The sequence below is a fragment of the Bradyrhizobium sp. JYMT SZCCT0428 genome (assembly GCF_018131075.1).
In the GTDB taxonomy this organism is placed as follows: Bacteria; Pseudomonadota; Alphaproteobacteria; order Rhizobiales; family Xanthobacteraceae; genus Bradyrhizobium.
This window is the reverse complement of record NZ_JAFCLS010000021.1, coordinates 53,837-68,866: the sequence shown is the minus strand read 5'-3', so window position 1 is coordinate 68,866 and position 15,030 is coordinate 53,837. Positions and strand designations below refer to the sequence as shown.

Genomic DNA, 15,030 nt, shown 5'->3' with positions numbered 1-15,030 from the left:
CGTCGCTCCGCTCATCCGGGCTACAGCTGGGCCTTGCGGGAAAATTGCTTTAGGTTTAAAGTAATTTCCCAGATGGCCTGTTAGCTTGCTTCGGAGGCGCTGATGAAGGTGGCGATAATCGGCGGCGGACCGGCGGGTCTTTATGCCGCGATCCTTTTGAAGAAGCAGCGGCCGCAGGCCGAGATCACGGTGTACGAGCGCAACCGCGCCGACGACACGTTCGGCTTCGGCGTGGTGTTCTCCGACGCCACGTTGGACAATTTCGAAAAGTACGACCCGCCGAGCTACCGCCGCATCACCCAGGAATTCGCCTATTGGGATGACATTGCCGTGCATTTCCGCGGCACCGTGCACCGGGTGGGCGGCAACGGCTTTTGCGGCTGTTCGCGCCGCATGCTGCTGCTGATCCTGCAGGAGCGCGCCCGCGAACTCGGCGTCACGCTGCTGTTCGAAACCGATGTCGACGACGAAACCCGTTTTGCCGATGCCGATTTAATCGTGCTCGCCGATGGCATCAACAGCCGTTTTCGCGACAAGCATACCGAGCATTTCCGTCCCGAGATCGATCTGCGTTCCAACAAGTTCGCCTGGATGGGCTCCACCCGGCCGCTCGATGCCTTCACCTTCATCTTCCAGGAGACGGAGTGGGGACCGTTCATCGCCCACGCCTACCAATATGAAGCCGGCCGCTCGACCTGGATCTTCGAGACCGATGCCGAGACGTTTGCGCGCGCCGGGCTCGAAGGCTTGAGCGAGCAGCAATCCGCCGATCGCATGGCGGAAATCTTCGGCTGGTTCCTCGGCGAGCATAAGCTGCTGACCAACCGTTCGATGTGGCGCAATTTCCCGATGATCCGCAGCGAGCGCTGGGTCAAGGACAACATGGTGCTGCTCGGCGACGCCAAGGCGACCGCGCATTTCTCGATCGGCTCCGGCACCAAGCTCGCCATGGAAGACGCCATCGCGCTCGCAGAGGCGATGGCGCAGGCGCCCACGGTGGATGCTGCCTTGCAGACCTACGAGCAGGGTCGGCGCGAGGAGGTCGAGAAGACCCAGCACGCCGCCGACGTGTCGCTGGTCTGGTTCGAGCATGTCGACCGCTTCTGGGATTTCGATCCCGTGCAGTTCGCGTTCGGCGTCATGACCCGCGCCAAGGCGATCACCTACGATAACCTCACGCTGCGCGCGCCGGGCTTTGTCAGCGAGGTCGACCAGGCGTTTGCAAAGACCGTTCGCGCCAAAGGGTTTGACGTCGACATCGAAAAACCGGTCGCGCCGATGTTCCAGCCGTTCAAATTGCGCGAGATGGAGGTGGCCAACCGCGCGGTGGTGTCGCCGATGTGCATGTATTCGGCCGAGGAGGGTGTACCCGGCGATTTCCATCTGGTGCATTACGGCTCGCGCGCGATCGGCGGCGCCGGGCTGATTTTCACCGAGATGACCTGCGTCGGCCGCGACGCCCGGATCACGCCGGGTTGCACCGGACTGTGGAACGACACGCAGCAGGCCGCCTGGACGCGGATCGTGGATTTCGTTCACGCCAATTCGGCCGCCAGGATCTGCCTGCAGCTCGGCCATGCCGGCCGCAAGGGCGCCACCAAGCTGATGTGGGAAGGCATGGACCGGCCGCTGGAGCAGGGCGGCTGGGACACGCTGTCGGCATCGCCGATCCCTTACTTCCCGGACAGCCAGGTGCCGCGCGAGATGGACCGATCAGCGATGGATCGCGTCAAGGCTGAGTTCGTGGCCGCCGCGCTGCGCGGCGATGCCTGCGGCTTCGACATGCTGGAATTGCACTGTGCGCACGGTTATCTGCTCGCGAGTTTCATCTCGCCGCTGACCAACCGGCGCACCGATGAATATGGCGGTACGCTCGAGAACCGGTTGCGTTATCCGCTCGAAATATTCGAGGCGATGCGCGCGGCGTGGCCGGCGCACAAGCCGATGTCGGTGCGCATCTCCGCGACCGACTGGGCCGAAGGCGGCGTCACCGGCGACGATGCGGTGGCGATTGCCCGCGCGTTCGGCGAGGCCAGCGTCGATCTCGTGGACGTCTCCACCGGACAGACCGTGCGCGACGCGCAGCCGATTTACGGCCGCATGTTCCAGACGCCGTTCTCCGAACAGGTCCGCAACGAGGCAAGGGTTGCGACCATGTGCGTCGGGAACATCACGACGTCAGATCAGGTCAACACCATCCTCGCCGCCGGCCGCGCCGACCTGGTGGCGCTGGGCCGGCCGCATCTGGTTGATCCTTCCTTCACCATGCGGGCGGCGGCCTGGTATGGCGCCTCCGATATCGCCTGTCCGCCGCAATATCTCCCCGGAAAAGAGCAGATTTTCCGCAACTCTGTCCGTGACCGGCAGGATTTCGACGACCTCAAAATTAAGGGTAAGCCGAAAACCCGCGCCGAGCTCAAGGCTGAGGCGACAAAGCCGCTTGCGGCCGAATAGGCTGGATGGCACGCTCTATCTCTCCCTCGCCCCGCGCTAGCGGGCAGAGGGGTAGACAGTTGAGTGGAGTTTGAGCGGATGAAGGCGATCATCGTCGGAGGCGGCATCGGAGGCCTCACCACCGCGCTGATGCTGCGCGCCCGCGGCATCGACTGCGAATTGTTCGAACAGGCCGACAGCATTCGCGAACTCGGCGTCGGCATCAACACGCTGCCGCATGCGATCCGCGAACTCGCAGGCCTTGGCCTGCTGGACTGGCTGGATGCGGCCGCTGTTCGTACCGATGATTTGTATTATCTGAACCGTCATGGCCAGGAAGTCTGGCGCGAGCCGCGCGGCCTCGGCGCCGGTCACGACGTTCCGCAATTCTCGGTCCATCGCGGCCGCCTGCAGAGCGTCATCCATCGCGCCGTCGAGGAACGGCTCGGCAAGGAGGCGATCCATACCGGCTGCCGGCTTGGCGCTTTCGCGCAGCACGAAGGCGGCGTGATCGCGCATTTCTTCGACCGCACCGGTGCGCATATCAAGTCCGCACGCGGCGATGTCCTGATCGGGGCCGATGGCATCCATTCGCGCGTGCGCGAAATGCTGTTTCCGGACGAGGGGCCGCCGTGCTGGAACGGACTGATGCTGTGGCGCGGCGCGCGCGACTGGCCGATGTTCCTGACCGGCAGTTCGATGATCGTGGCCGGCGGATTGAATGCAAAAGTCGTGGTCTATCCGATCGCGGAAGGATCGAGTCCCGCCAGCCGGCTGACCAATTGGGCAGTAATGGTCAGGGTTGGCGAAGGCAATGCGCCGCCGCCGCGCCGCGAGGACTGGTCGCGGCAGGGCAAGCGCGAGGAATTGATGCCGCATGTCGCGCGGTTCTCGGTGCCGCATGTCGACGTCCGCAACCTGATCTCGGCGACGCCGGAATTTTATGAATACCCCTGCTGCGACCGCGATCCCCTGCCGTACTGGACCTGGGGCAGGGTGACGCTGCTCGGCGACGCTGCGCATCCGATGTATCCGGTCGGATCGAACGGCGCCTCGCAGGCGATCCTCGATGCGCGGGCGCTTGCGGATTCGCTGGCCCACGCCGAGCATCCGCGCCAGGCGCTGCTGGCCTACGAGCAGAAGCGGCTGCCGATGACGGCAGAGATCGTGCGCGCGAACCGCCGCGGCGGTCCCGAAGGCGTCATCGACGCTGTCGAACAACTCGCGCCCGACGGCTTTACGGATATCGAGAAGGTGCTGAGCTACGGCCAGCGCGAAGCCATCGTTCGGGGGTATGCCTCAAAGGCCGGCTTTGCCGCGCCGTCACTGGCGGCGGTGCGGTAGTGCCAGCGTAAGTGCCACACGCTAAACTGTAATCGCCCGCGAAAGCGGGCGATCCAGTATTCCAGAGACGTCAGTGATTGAATCGAGAAGCCGCGGCGTACCGGGTGCCCCGCTGGAGCCTGTCATCGGGCGGCCATTCGGCCGACCGGGTGGCGGGCACGACAATCTCAAGCCCCCGGAGGCGGCGGCAGGAAGTGGATGTTGTGCTCGGCCGCCAACGCCACGACGGCGTCGGGCGTCTGCTCTTTCATGTTGTGGATGCCCCAGAACAGGTCGTAGAGCCGCCGCGTCGGCGACACCCAGAACAGCACCTTCGAGGTCCGGCCCGATTTGTTGAAGATGCCGTGCGGTTTGCCCATCGGCAGCCGCACCAGATCGCCCGGGGAAGCCTGCGTCTCTGATCCGTCGAGGAAGAAGTCGAGCTTGCCTTCCAGGATGTAGAGATACTCGTCCTGATCGGGGTGGATGTGCGGCGGCACAAAAGTGTCGGGCGGGAAGGTCGCATGCCATGAGAAGGAATGCTCGGTGACGCTTTTGGGCACATAGGTCTGGCCAAGGATGTTCCAGGAGATTCCCTGGGTGCCTTCGTTGGCGCGGGTGATGCCGGCGATTTCAGTTTTCATTGTGTTGTTTCCTCCCAGATTTTCTTGCCAGCGTTTTCTTCGCCCGGCTATTTGCCGGATGCGCAATCCTTGGCGTAGCGGTCGGCGTAGTTCGAAAAGACCTTTTCGACGATCTCGGTCTGGAACTTGCCGTCCGGGCGTTTCGCCACCTTGGTCAGGTAGAAGTTCTGGATCGGATAGCCATTGACGTTGAACTTGAAGTCGCCGCGCAGGGAGGTGAAGTCGGCTTTCTTCAACGCCGCCGACACCGCGTCCTTGTTGGCAAGATCGCCCTTCACCGCCTTGACGGCGCTGTCGATCAGCATCGCCGCATCATAGGCCTGGAAGGCATAGGTGCCCGGCACGATGTTGTAGGCCGCCTCATAGCCGGCGACGAATTTCTTGTTCTGCGGATTGTCGAGGTTGGGTGCCCAGTTGGAACCGCCGAACATGCCGACGGCCGCATCCTGCTGTGCCGGCAGCGTCGATTCATCGACCGTGAAGGCGGACAGCACGGGAATGCGATCGGCAAGGCCGGCCTGCCGGTATTGCTTGACAAGGCCGACACCGAGGCCACCCGGCATGAAGGTGAACAGCGCGTCGGGCTTCGATGAGGAGATCTTGGTCAGCTCGACCTGGAAATCGGAGGTGTTCAGCGGCAAATAGCTTTCCTCGACGATCTCGCCCTTGTAGTCGATCTTGAATCCGGCGGCGGAATCCTTGCCCGCCTGATAGTTCGGCACCAGCACATAGACGCGCTTGTAGCCGCGATCCTGGGCAACCTTGCCGAGGACCTGGTGGACCTGATCGTTCTGGTAGGAGGTGACGTAGAAGAACGGGCTGCACTCCTTGCCGGCATAGGTCGACGGACCGGCGTTCGGGCTGATCAGAAACGTCTTGTTTTCTGTGACCGGCCTGTGAATGGCCTGGAGGATGTTGGAGAAGATCGGGCCTACGACGAAATCGACCTTTTCGCGTTCCAGGAGGCCCTTGACCTTGGTCACGGCCCCGTCCGGCTTGAGTTCGTCATCGACCACGACGAGTTCGACGTCCTTGCCTGCCATCTTGCCGCCGAGGTCCTTGACCGCGAGCGCAAAGCCGTCGCGGACCTGCTGGCCGAGCGCCGCCGGAGGGCCGGACAATGTCACGATGACGCCGATCTTGATCTTCTCCTGCGCCGCGGCTTGTTCTGCGGCGACACTCAGCAAGACCGCAAGTCCGGCCAGTTTCAACGGCTGCATCATGACTACTCCTTCATTCGGCCGCAGCCGAAACCACCACAAATCGCTTCTCGCAAAGCAGCTTATTCTGAGGATGACAGCCGCCGCAAGCAACAAGGCACCAGATAAGAATCCGTGTAAGAAAGCCATGCAAGCTGCGCGCCAAATGCTTGAACCCTAAAGAAATCTGGACCATGATAGCAAGCTGCGGTCCTGCTCGATTCCCCGCGCACGCAAATCAGACAAGATGGCGTCATGATGCTTGATTCAGAGACCAAGGCGGTCGAACTCCCCGAGGATCACGGGGATGAAATCAGGCTGTGGCTCCGCCTTCTGACCTGTACCACCCTGATCGAGGGCGAGGTTCGCAGCCGTCTGCGCGAACGCTTCGATGTGACGCTGCCGCGCTTCGACCTGATGGCCCAGCTCGACAAGGTGCCCGACGGCATGACGCTGTCAGACGTCTCGAAGCGGATGATGGTGTCGAACGGCAACGTCACCGGGCTGGTCGAACGCCTCGTCGAATCCGGTCACCTCGACCGCCGCACTTCGGATGCCGACCGCCGCGTCCAGGTGATCCGCCTGACCAAGGCCGGCCGTGTCGAGTTCCGCAAGATGGCGGCCGAGCATGAATTATGGATCGCCGACATCTTCGGGGATTTGACGCCGAAGGATGTCCGCGAATTGATGCGGCTGCTGGCCAAGACCAAGGCTTCCGCGCAGAAATCCGCGAAGGCGCGGACCGCGTAGGCGCAGCCGGGAACGGGCGGCGCGCCGGCTTCCAAAAAAGAGTGGAGCAGCCCTGATCTGGGCCCTTGCGCCAAATTACTTTAAGTATAAAATGATTGCCAATGGAGCACTGCCGGACGGTCTTCACAAGCCTTTCATCCCGAACGCGAGGGCGATGGAAATGTCAGGTAGAAATTTAGATCTTGGCCCATCGGGTCACGTCGATGATTTCGCGCGGCGAAATCTGCCGCCGCCGGACCAATGGCCGGAACTGGTTCTCGACCGGCCGGAATTTCAATACCCCGAATATCTCAACGCCGCGGTCGAACTGACCGACCGGATCGTCGAGAAAGGTTTTGGTGACCGCACCGCGCTGATCGGCAATGGCCGGCAGCGGACCTACAAGGAACTTGCCGATTGGTCGAACCGCCTGGCGCATGCGCTGGTGGAGAATTACGGCGTCAAGCCCGGCAACCGCGTGCTGATCCGCTCCGGCAACAATCCGGCGCTGGTGGCGGCGTGGCTCGCGGCGACCAAAGCGGGCGCCGTCGTCGTCAACACCATGCCGATGCTGCGCGCCGGTGAACTGACCAAGATCGTCGACAAGGCCGAGATCGCGCTGGCGCTGACCGACAGCCGCATCGCCGACGAGCTGGTTGCCTGTGCCAAGACCAGCAAGTTTCTCAAGCAGGTGGTGAACTTCGACGGCACGTCGAACCATGACGCCGAACTCGACCGGGTGGCGCTCAACAAGCCGGTCCGCTTCGATGCCGTCAAGACCGGCCGGGATGATGTCGCGCTGCTGGGATTTACCTCGGGCACCACGGGCGAGCCGAAGGCGACGATGCATTTCCATCGCGATCTCCTGATCGTGGCCGATGGCTATGCGCGGGAAGTGCTCAACGTCACCGAAGACGATGTGTTCGTTGGTTCGCCGCCGCTGGCCTTTACGTTCGGCCTCGGCGGTCTTGCGATCTTTCCGCTGCGGTTCGGCGCGACTGCGACTTTGCTGGAAAACGCTTCACCGCCCGAGATGGTCAAGATCATCGAGACCTACAAGGCCACGATCTGCTTTACGTCGCCGACGGCATATCGCGCGATGATGGCCGCGATGGACAAGGGCGCGGATCTGTCGTCGTTGCGGCTGGCGGTGTCGGCCGGCGAGACCTTGCCGGCGCCGGTGTTCGACAGCTGGACCCGCAAGACCGGAAAGCCAATTCTTGACGGCATCGGCAGCACCGAGTTGCTGCACATCTTCATCACCAACCGGATCGGCGAGGCGGTGGCGGGAACGACCGGGCTCCCGGTCTCCGGTTACGAGGCCAGGATCGTTGACGATGACATGAAGGAGTTGCCGGCGGGCACCGTCGGAAAGCTCGCGGTGCGCGGCCCGACCGGATGCCGTTATCTCGCGGATAGCAGGCAATCGAATTACGTGCGCGACGGCTGGAACCTGACCGGCGATTCCTTCGTCCGCGACGAGACGGGACGCCTGTCGTTCGTGGCGCGGTCGGACGACATGATCGTCTCCTCCGGCTACAACATCGCAGGTCCCGAGATCGAGGCGGCACTGCTGACGCATCCGGCGGTCGCCGAATGCGGCGTCGTCGGCGCGCCCGACGAAGCACGCGGCATGATCGTCAAGGCCTACATCGTGGTCGCCTCCGGCGTCGACGCCGACGCCGCGCTGGTGACGGCGCTGCAAGAGCACGTCAAGCGCGAGATCGCGCCGTACAAATATCCGCGCGCAATCGAATTCGTCGCGCAATTGCCCAAGACCGGGACCGGCAAATTGCAGCGTTTCGCCCTGCGGCAGATGGCGCACGCCAATCCGGCCTCGGCGGGCATGGCCGCGGAATGAAGCGCATAGCGTTTTCGAGCGAAGTGGATACCGGTTCGCGTAAAGAAAACGCGTCAAACAACAATTTGGAAGTGATGGAGAGATTTTTGTGAGCACGCAAAAAGGGCCCACGCTGGCGGTGTTGCCGGTGGCGAAGGGCGAGGGGCCGGCTTCAGGCCTGCAGATCCTGCAGCCGAGCGGCTGGCCGGTGCCGAAAGGTTACGCCAACGGCATGGCGGCCGACGGCCGCCTGGTGGTGACCGGCGGCGTGATCGGCTGGGACGCCAGCAACGTTCTGGCCGATGGCTTCATCGCGCAGGTGCGGCAGACGCTGGAGAACATCTCGGCGATCCTGGCAGAGGGAGGCGCGAAGCCTGAACACCTCGTGCGTCTGACCTGGTACGTCGTCGACATCGAGGAATACCTGGCGAATCTCAAAGCGCTCGGAAAAGTGTATCGCGAAATTTTTGGCGCGCATTACCCGGCGATGGCGCTGGTGCAGGTGGTGCGGCTGGTCGAGAAGGCCGCACGGGTCGAGATCGAGGCGACGGCCGTGGTGCCGCGGTAGTTCCTCCTTCGTCATGGCCGGGCTTGCCCCGGCCATCCACGACTTCCTTGCGCAGCGCAACCAAAGACGTGGATGCCCGGCACAAGGCCGGGCATGACGGAGTTGCTGGACAGCGCGCTCCTATTTTGTCCGGCTCTCATCACCTGCTGAGCGTCTGGTGTGAACTCGCCCCGCGCTTGATCGCCTCCCAATCGTAGAGCATCGGCACCATCTCGCCTTTCGCCCATGTCGCATTCTGGTTCGCGTAATGCGGACTGGCCGGATGGCCCGATGCGCCATGGAAGACGATCCACCGGCAGTTGTTCCATGCGCCGACGTCGAAGACGTAGCGGGACAGTGCGGACGAAGTGGCCTGGAAGCCGAGCTTCATCGAATATCCCGCCATGAATACGCAATCATTGTCGCCGGAAATCTTGGCGCAATCCTTGTCGAGCTGGCCGGCATAGTCGGGGAAAGCGACCGAGAGTGCGTGCTTGAGCTTTGGCGTATGCAGCGTACCCCAATCGGCGGTCGGCGCATTCTTCGACACCGTGACCACGGCCTCGCGCAGCAGCTCATTCCAGGTCGCGCCCTTCAACAGGCTCTCGTCATTGCTGCGCAGCAGTTGCGGCAGCGTCCACCAGAACTGGACTTCCGGAAACAGGCCCGGAGCCACCTTGGTGAAATCGCTCTCAGTGGTCTTGTCGAGCCCCGATCGGCGCAGCGCGAGTTTTGTCAGTTCCCGCCGGACGGCGGAATAGGCCGCGGCCGCGACCGAGTCGCCGCGCATCTCGCCATCCCAGCCGAGGATCAGGTCGCACAATTGCTTCGTCTCCGCCGGCAGCCCGATCGCGCGCAGGCGTTCACGGATTTCGATGGCGGGAATGCTGAGGAGGTCGCGGTGAATCGCCGGCATCTGCTCGGGCGAGGGCCGCTTCAACTCCTTGAGCCGCAGCCAGATACGGCGGGTGCGGTGCGGCGGCATCGGGTCGGTCGAGAGATATGGTTCGCGCTCGGGCTTCACCACGCGATTGTTGGCGGTGACGATCATTCCCTTATCCGGCGCGATCGTGTGCGGCATATCTTCGAACGGCACCATGCCGTCCCATTCGTGCTCGCCGGTCCACCCCGGTACCGGCAGCCAGCCATTGGAGCGCGGCCGCTTCGGCACCAAGGCGCGCACGCGATGGCCGATTTTGCCTGACGTGTCGCCGGCGACGACATTGTGGTCCAACAGCGCAAAGCCGCGCGTCGCTTCGTATAACTGCTCAACCGATTTGGCGCGCAGCATCCGCACCATGCAATCGAATGACGAATCAGGCACCGCGAACTGCACGGATTTCAGCGCCAGTGCGGTGCCCTTGTTGGGATCACCCGCAATAACGGGCCCATGTTGGGTCTCGACCACGTCGATCGTGACGTCATTGCCGTTGCGCACCTTGATGGTCTCGGGCCGATGCGTCGCGGGCAGCATCTCTTCTTTAAAGCGATAGTGGCGGGCGTCGGCGTCGAATTGCTCGACATAAAGATCGTGGATGTCGACAAAGGCATGCGTCACGCACCAGGCGACGTTGGCCGTGTGTCCAAAATGCGGGAAACCGGGCACGCCGGGGACGGTGAGGCCGATGACGTCGAACTCGTCGCAGGCGAGATGCGCCTGCGCGTACATGTTCGGCATTTCCAGTACGCGATGCGGATCGCCGGCGACGATCGCCCGGCCGGTCGCGGTGCGCTCGGCCGAGATCGCCCAATTGTTGCTACCGCCGTCGAGTTCGGCGCCCATCTGCTCCTGTGCGGTCGCCAGCAGGGCGGTTATGCCGGGCTTGAGATCGGCAAGAACAGCCGCGAGCCGCTTGCCTTCCACGCCCGGCGGCACACACAGCAGATCGCTGCCGCCATCATCGAAACGCAGCTTGGCGATGTTGTCGGCGCCGACGATCGGCAGCGCCGCGGCGCGCCAAAGTTTCCACCACACCGATCCCATCAGGAATCCGATCTGCCGCATCACGGCGATGGAATGCCAGGGCTCCCAGGCGACAGGTTCGCAGCCGAGGATTTTGTATTCGACCGGCCATCGGCGCAGCGCGATGAACGCGTTGACGCCGCGCGCGTACGCCACCAGCATCGCCTTGGCCTCGTCGCCGAGCAGGGCGTAGTCGCGGCGCGAAGCGGCGTCGCCATTCATCTGCCGGGCAATCACATCACCGGCAACAGCGCGGGCGCCGAGCCATTCGGCATAGCGGCCGGTGCCACGCCGCAGCAGCGCCTCCATCTGCCAGAGCCGGTCCTGCGCCTGTGCAAACCCGAGCCCGGCAAAAGCATCCTGATAGGTGCCGCCGCGGACATGCGGGATGCCCCACGCATCGCGCCAGATGTCGACATGGCCGAGCAGCCCCTTCACCTGCGCCGGGCTGACATAGTCCGGCAGGTGATCGGCTGGGTTGATCCGGTTGGAGGTTGCGGTCACAGGGCGCTCCCGGGTTTTTCTGATTTGTTGTTCTTGCGACGGACGCATCATACGCATGCGCGCATGCAAAGCCATGCCTGATAGCTGCGCCGGAACGGGTTCGCTGCGTCGGCATCTTGCCGTTATTCGCGTGCGATGCTTTGATGGCGGGATGGAGCCGCCCCCTTCATCGAAGCGGGGAGCCACCACGTCTGCGGCACGCGAGAAAAACAATAAGCGCACACAAGAGGACGCCATGAACAAGCCAGCAGCGGTATTGAGCGAAGCGCAGAGCGCGGATGCGATGTTGCGGGCGCGAGCCGAGCGCGTGGTGCCCGGCGGCATGTGGGGACATCTCAACGCCGCGCGGCTGCCGGAAGGCTATCCGCAGTTCTTCGCCTCCGCCGAGGGATGCCGGGTGCGCGACGTCGACGGGCGCGAATATATCGACTTCATGTGCAGCTGGGGGCCGGTGCTGCTCGGCCATCGCCACCCCGAAGTGCAGGCGGCGGCCGAGGCGCAGGCTGCTCTGGGCGATTGTCTGAACGGGCCGGGCGCGGTGATGGTGGATCTGGCCGAAGATTTCGTCGCAATGGTGCCGCATGCGGACTGGGCGATGTTCCAGAAGAACGGCGGTGACGCGACCACGGCCAGTGTGACCATCGCGCGGGCCGGCACCGGTCGACGCAAGGTGCTGGTCGCCAAGGGCAGCTATCACGGCGCGCTGCCATGGTGTTCGCCGAGCGTGGCCGGCGTCACCAGCGAAGACCGCGCGCACCTGCTGCACTTCGAATATAACGACGTTGCAAGCCTGCAGGCGGCGGTCGATGAGGCGGGAAAGGATCTTGCTGCGATCCTGGTCACCGGCTTCCGGCATGACATCGCCCGCGATCTCGAATTGCCGACGCGCGAATTCGCCGCCGCTGCACGCGCCGCGTGCGACGCGGTGGACGCCGCGCTCATTCTCGACGAGGTGCGCACCGGGCTGCGGCTCGATATCAGGGGAAGCTGGGAGGCGCACGGCGTGCGGCCGGATCTCGCGGCCTGGAGCAAGGCGATCGCCAATGGCTATGCGCTGGCAGCCGTGACCGGCAATGACAAATTCCGCGAGGCGGCAACAAAGGTGTTCGTCACAGGCTCGTTCTGGTGCGGCACCGTGGCGATGGCAGCGGCACGGACGACGCTGCGGATCGCGCGGGAAACCGATGTGCCCGGGCATATCCGCACCATGGGCTTGCGGCTGCGCGAGGGGCTGGCGTCGTTGGCGAACCAGCACGGCATCGCAATCCGGCAGAGCGGCCCGCCACAGATGCCGCTGATGCTGTTCGACGCCGATCCGGATGTGAAGAAGGGCCGGGCGTTCTGCTCAGCGGCCCTGCGTCACGGCGCGTTCTTTCATCCCGTGCACAACATGTTCCTGTCGTCGGCCCATCAGGCTGCCGATATCGACGCGGCGCTGGAGGCAGCCTCGCACGGTTTCAAGGCGGTCCGCGCGCTTACCTAGTTGCTTTGCGGCTATTTCAGCGCCTGCAAAACCTGATCGAGTTTCTCGACCAGCACGTCGGCGTGCTCGGTGGTGAACACCAGCTGCGGCCGGATCTTGAGAACATTGGCTTGCGGCCCGGCGGCGCTGATCAGCACGTGCCGCTCGCGCAGCATGTTGACAATGGCCGCGGTCTCGCTGGCGGCCGGCGTCCCCGCCGTTCCGCTGTGCCGCAGTTCCACGCCAAAGAACAATCCGGCGCCGCGCACCTCTGATATCAATGGATGGCGCGCCTGCAGCTGCCGAAACTGTTCACGCAGATAGCCGCCGACGCGCTGTGCATTCGCAAGCAAGCCTTCGGACTCGATCACTTCGAGCACGGCTATTCCGGCCCCCGCCGAGACGGGATTGCCGCCAAAAGTGTTGAAGTAGCGTGAGCGCGCGCCGAACTCGGCCAGCACTTCCGGTCGCGCCGCCATGCCGGCGACCGGATGGCCATTGCCCATCGGCTTGCCCATCGTGACCAGATCGGGAATGAGACCGTGGCGGGCAAAACCCCACATCTGCTCGCCGGTGCGGCCGAAACCGGGCTGCACCTCGTCGGCGATAAAGATGCCGCCGGCCGCACGCACCGCTTCGACCGCGGGGCGCAGGAAGCCTGCGGGATCGGCGAACACGCCGTCGCTGGAGAAGATGGTATCGACCAACAGTCCGGCCGGGCGAATGCCGTTTTTCTTCATGTCGTCGAGCGCGCCGCGCACGTGCCGCGCAAAGGTCTCGCCGGTGTCGTCGCCGGCAGAACGTGGCGCCGGTACCAGCCGGGCGTGGCTGTCCTTTGCCAGCGGCAGCCCGAGCGAAGGTGACAGCTCGGCCAGCGCGCTGGTGACGCCGTGATAGGCGGTTTCCGTCACGATGAAGCCGGTGCCGCCGGTGCAGGTGCGGGCCACGCGCAGTGCAAGGTCGTTGGCCTCGCTGCCGGTGCAGGTAAACATGATCTGGCTGATCTCGGCCGGGAAGGTGGCGAGAAGCTTTTCGGCGTAATCGAGCACGGTCTCGTGCAGATAGCGCGTATGGGTGTTCAGCACCGCAGCCTGCCGCGCGATCGCCTGCACGACGTGGGGATGCGAGTGGCCGACCGACGCGACATTGTTGTAGGCGTCGAGATAGGCATTCCCTGCGGGATCGTAGAGCCACACGCCTTCGCCGCGGACGAATTGCACGGGTTGTTCGTAGAACAGCCGGTAGGCCGGTCCGAGCAGGCGCTTGCGCCGTGCGATCAAGTCGTTGGCCGAAGCAGTCTCATGGTTGGTGGACATCGGTTACTCCGAGTTGCAGGCAGACTGAATCTGCTGCCGGGCCTGAGCCCGGGGAATACCAGCGATTCGCTGCAGTCTGCCCCAGGCCGCCGGATTGTTGCGTAGAATATAGTCCCGATTCCCGGGATAGCGGATGGCCCGCCAGCTGCTGATGACGATGGTCATCACCATGCGCGTCGCGATCAGATCGAACAGGATCTCGAATTCGATTCCGTCGAGCGGCGTAATCCCATGGTAAGCCGCGATCATATCGCAGGCGGGCGCGAGCGGATCGTTGCCATCGACGACCTGGTACGCCGCGGTCACGGCGAGGTCGACGACCCGGGCGGTCGACGTCATGTCGCCAAAGTCGATGATTCCCGCAATGCGCTCGCTGTTGGCGGAATCGACGACGATGTTGTGCGGGTTGAGATCGTTGTGAAGCGGCTGTTTGGGCAGGCCCGACAGCACCGGAAGCGCGTCAGTCTCGAACCGGTCGAGGGTGCGCTCGACGAGGGTGCGCCGGTCGGCCGGGACGGCGTCGATCAATGGACGCAATTCGGCGGCGTGCTGAAGGTCCCACAGCAGCTTGTGGTTGGCGCCGGGATGCCGGAAGTCGCGTAGGCCACGCGCCATCCGTGCGGCACATTGGCCCAAGTCGCGCCGCAGCGCCGTTGAACTCTCGACGGTGTGAAAGGGCGTTCCGGCAAGAAACGACAAGAGACGCACGACCCGCGTCGAGCCGTCATCGAAGCCGATCTCGAGTTCGTTGGCGCCGTTCAACGCCGGGAAGATGCGCGGCACCGGCAGGCCGGGGTCGGCGGCGGCCAGCTGCACCAGGGCTTCGGTCTGCAGATTCGTAACCGCGCGATCCTCCGTGGGGTTCGCGATCTTCAGCACATATTCGCGTCCGTCAGGCGTCCGCAGCCGGAAATTCTGGTCGCGCTCGCTGTCGAGGCGACGCACCGTGACGGGCAAGCCGTAATGTTCGGCCGCCAGTTGCTTGGCAAGCGATTCCGGAATGCTTGACGCGGCGCGCAGGCCATCGATCGGATGTGCCGCGTCAGTCGCGGGAGAGGAGTCTGGCACCG

The 15,030-nt window shown here is 63.9% G+C and carries 11 protein-coding genes; 6 read left to right on the top strand and 5 right to left on the bottom strand.

The window, feature by feature from the left end; translation table 11 throughout:
* Positions 1-102: 102 nt before the first annotated feature.
* On the top strand, positions 103-2,454 hold the full coding sequence (locus JQ575_RS22165) for a bifunctional salicylyl-CoA 5-hydroxylase/oxidoreductase (RefSeq protein WP_212035278.1): 2,352 nt from the start codon (positions 103-105) through the stop codon (positions 2,452-2,454).
* A gap of 78 nt (positions 2,455-2,532) precedes the next feature.
* Complete coding sequence (locus JQ575_RS22160) at positions 2,533-3,777, top strand: flavin-dependent oxidoreductase (protein ID WP_212035277.1); 1,245 nt, start codon at positions 2,533-2,535, stop codon at positions 3,775-3,777.
* Between the two features lie 167 nt (positions 3,778-3,944).
* Here the strand turns inward: JQ575_RS22160 and JQ575_RS22155 are convergent, their stop codons facing one another.
* Together JQ575_RS22155 and JQ575_RS22150 are read right to left on the bottom strand one after the other, a co-directional pair.
* The gene (locus tag JQ575_RS22155; protein WP_212035276.1) at positions 3,945-4,400 is read right to left on the bottom strand and encodes a cupin domain-containing protein; all 456 of its coding nucleotides are present in this window, start codon (positions 4,398-4,400) and stop codon (positions 3,945-3,947) included.
* Between the two features lie 47 nt (positions 4,401-4,447).
* On the bottom strand, positions 4,448-5,623 hold the full coding sequence (locus tag JQ575_RS22150) for an ABC transporter substrate-binding protein (RefSeq protein ID WP_212035275.1): 1,176 nt from the start codon (positions 5,621-5,623) through the stop codon (positions 4,448-4,450).
* Positions 5,624-5,854: 231 nt separating this feature from the next.
* Here JQ575_RS22150 and JQ575_RS22145 point away from each other — a divergent pair, with 231 nt between their 5' ends.
* The 3 genes from JQ575_RS22145 (at position 5,855) to JQ575_RS22135 (ending at position 8,736) form a co-directional block, all read left to right on the top strand.
* Positions 5,855-6,349 (top strand): MarR family winged helix-turn-helix transcriptional regulator, encoded by a 495-nt coding sequence (locus JQ575_RS22145; protein ID WP_192734383.1) that lies wholly within the window; start codon positions 5,855-5,857, stop codon positions 6,347-6,349.
* A 160-nt stretch (positions 6,350-6,509) separates the two neighbouring features.
* Positions 6,510-8,189 (top strand): benzoate-CoA ligase family protein, encoded by a 1,680-nt coding sequence (locus JQ575_RS22140; protein ID WP_212035274.1) that lies wholly within the window; start codon positions 6,510-6,512, stop codon positions 8,187-8,189.
* 88 nt (positions 8,190-8,277) lie between these two features.
* Positions 8,278-8,736 carry a RidA family protein gene (locus JQ575_RS22135; RefSeq protein ID WP_212035273.1) on the top strand — a complete coding sequence of 153 codons (459 nt, stop codon included), beginning with the start codon at positions 8,278-8,280 and terminating at the stop codon, positions 8,734-8,736.
* Positions 8,737-8,875: 139 nt separating this feature from the next.
* Here JQ575_RS22135 and JQ575_RS22130 read toward each other — a convergent pair whose 3' ends face one another.
* Entirely contained in the window at positions 8,876-11,182 is a 2,307-nt protein-coding gene (locus JQ575_RS22130; RefSeq protein WP_312015989.1) for a penicillin acylase family protein, read from the bottom strand.
* Between the two features lie 235 nt (positions 11,183-11,417).
* Between JQ575_RS22130 and JQ575_RS22125 the strand changes: the two genes are divergently transcribed.
* Entirely contained in the window at positions 11,418-12,665 is a 1,248-nt protein-coding gene (locus JQ575_RS22125) for an aminotransferase class III-fold pyridoxal phosphate-dependent enzyme (protein ID WP_212035272.1), read from the top strand.
* A gap of 11 nt (positions 12,666-12,676) precedes the next feature.
* On the opposite strand, the gene JQ575_RS22120 is transcribed toward JQ575_RS22125, so the two are convergent.
* Together JQ575_RS22120 and JQ575_RS22115 are read right to left on the bottom strand one after the other, a co-directional pair.
* The gene (locus JQ575_RS22120; protein ID WP_212035271.1) at positions 12,677-13,960 is read right to left on the bottom strand and encodes an aspartate aminotransferase family protein; all 1,284 of its coding nucleotides are present in this window, start codon (positions 13,958-13,960) and stop codon (positions 12,677-12,679) included.
* A gap of 3 nt (positions 13,961-13,963) precedes the next feature.
* A complete protein-coding gene (locus tag JQ575_RS22115; protein WP_212035270.1) occupies positions 13,964-15,028 on the bottom strand; it encodes a phosphotransferase in 1,065 nt (354 codons plus the stop codon).
* Between the last annotated feature and the right edge of the window lie 2 nt (positions 15,029-15,030).

What these genes read in the sequence shown, in the direction of transcription:
- JQ575_RS22165 (WP_212035278.1), top strand. Translation starts at nt 103, where the DNA reads ATGAAGGTGGCGATAATCGGCGGCGGACCGGCGGGTCTTTATGCCGCG.
- JQ575_RS22160 (WP_212035277.1), top strand. Translation starts at nt 2,533, where the DNA reads ATGAAGGCGATCATCGTCGGAGGCGGCATCGGAGGCCTCACCACCGCG.
- JQ575_RS22155 (WP_212035276.1), bottom strand. Translation starts at nt 4,400, where the DNA reads ATGAAAACTGAAATCGCCGGCATCACCCGCGCCAACGAAGGCACCCAG.
- JQ575_RS22150 (WP_212035275.1), bottom strand. Translation starts at nt 5,623, where the DNA reads ATGATGCAGCCGTTGAAACTGGCCGGACTTGCGGTCTTGCTGAGTGTC.
- JQ575_RS22145 (WP_192734383.1), top strand. Translation starts at nt 5,855, where the DNA reads ATGATGCTTGATTCAGAGACCAAGGCGGTCGAACTCCCCGAGGATCAC.
- JQ575_RS22140 (WP_212035274.1), top strand. Translation starts at nt 6,510, where the DNA reads ATGTCAGGTAGAAATTTAGATCTTGGCCCATCGGGTCACGTCGATGAT.
- JQ575_RS22125 (WP_212035272.1), top strand. Translation starts at nt 11,418, where the DNA reads ATGAACAAGCCAGCAGCGGTATTGAGCGAAGCGCAGAGCGCGGATGCG.
- JQ575_RS22120 (WP_212035271.1), bottom strand. Translation starts at nt 13,960, where the DNA reads ATGTCCACCAACCATGAGACTGCTTCGGCCAACGACTTGATCGCACGG.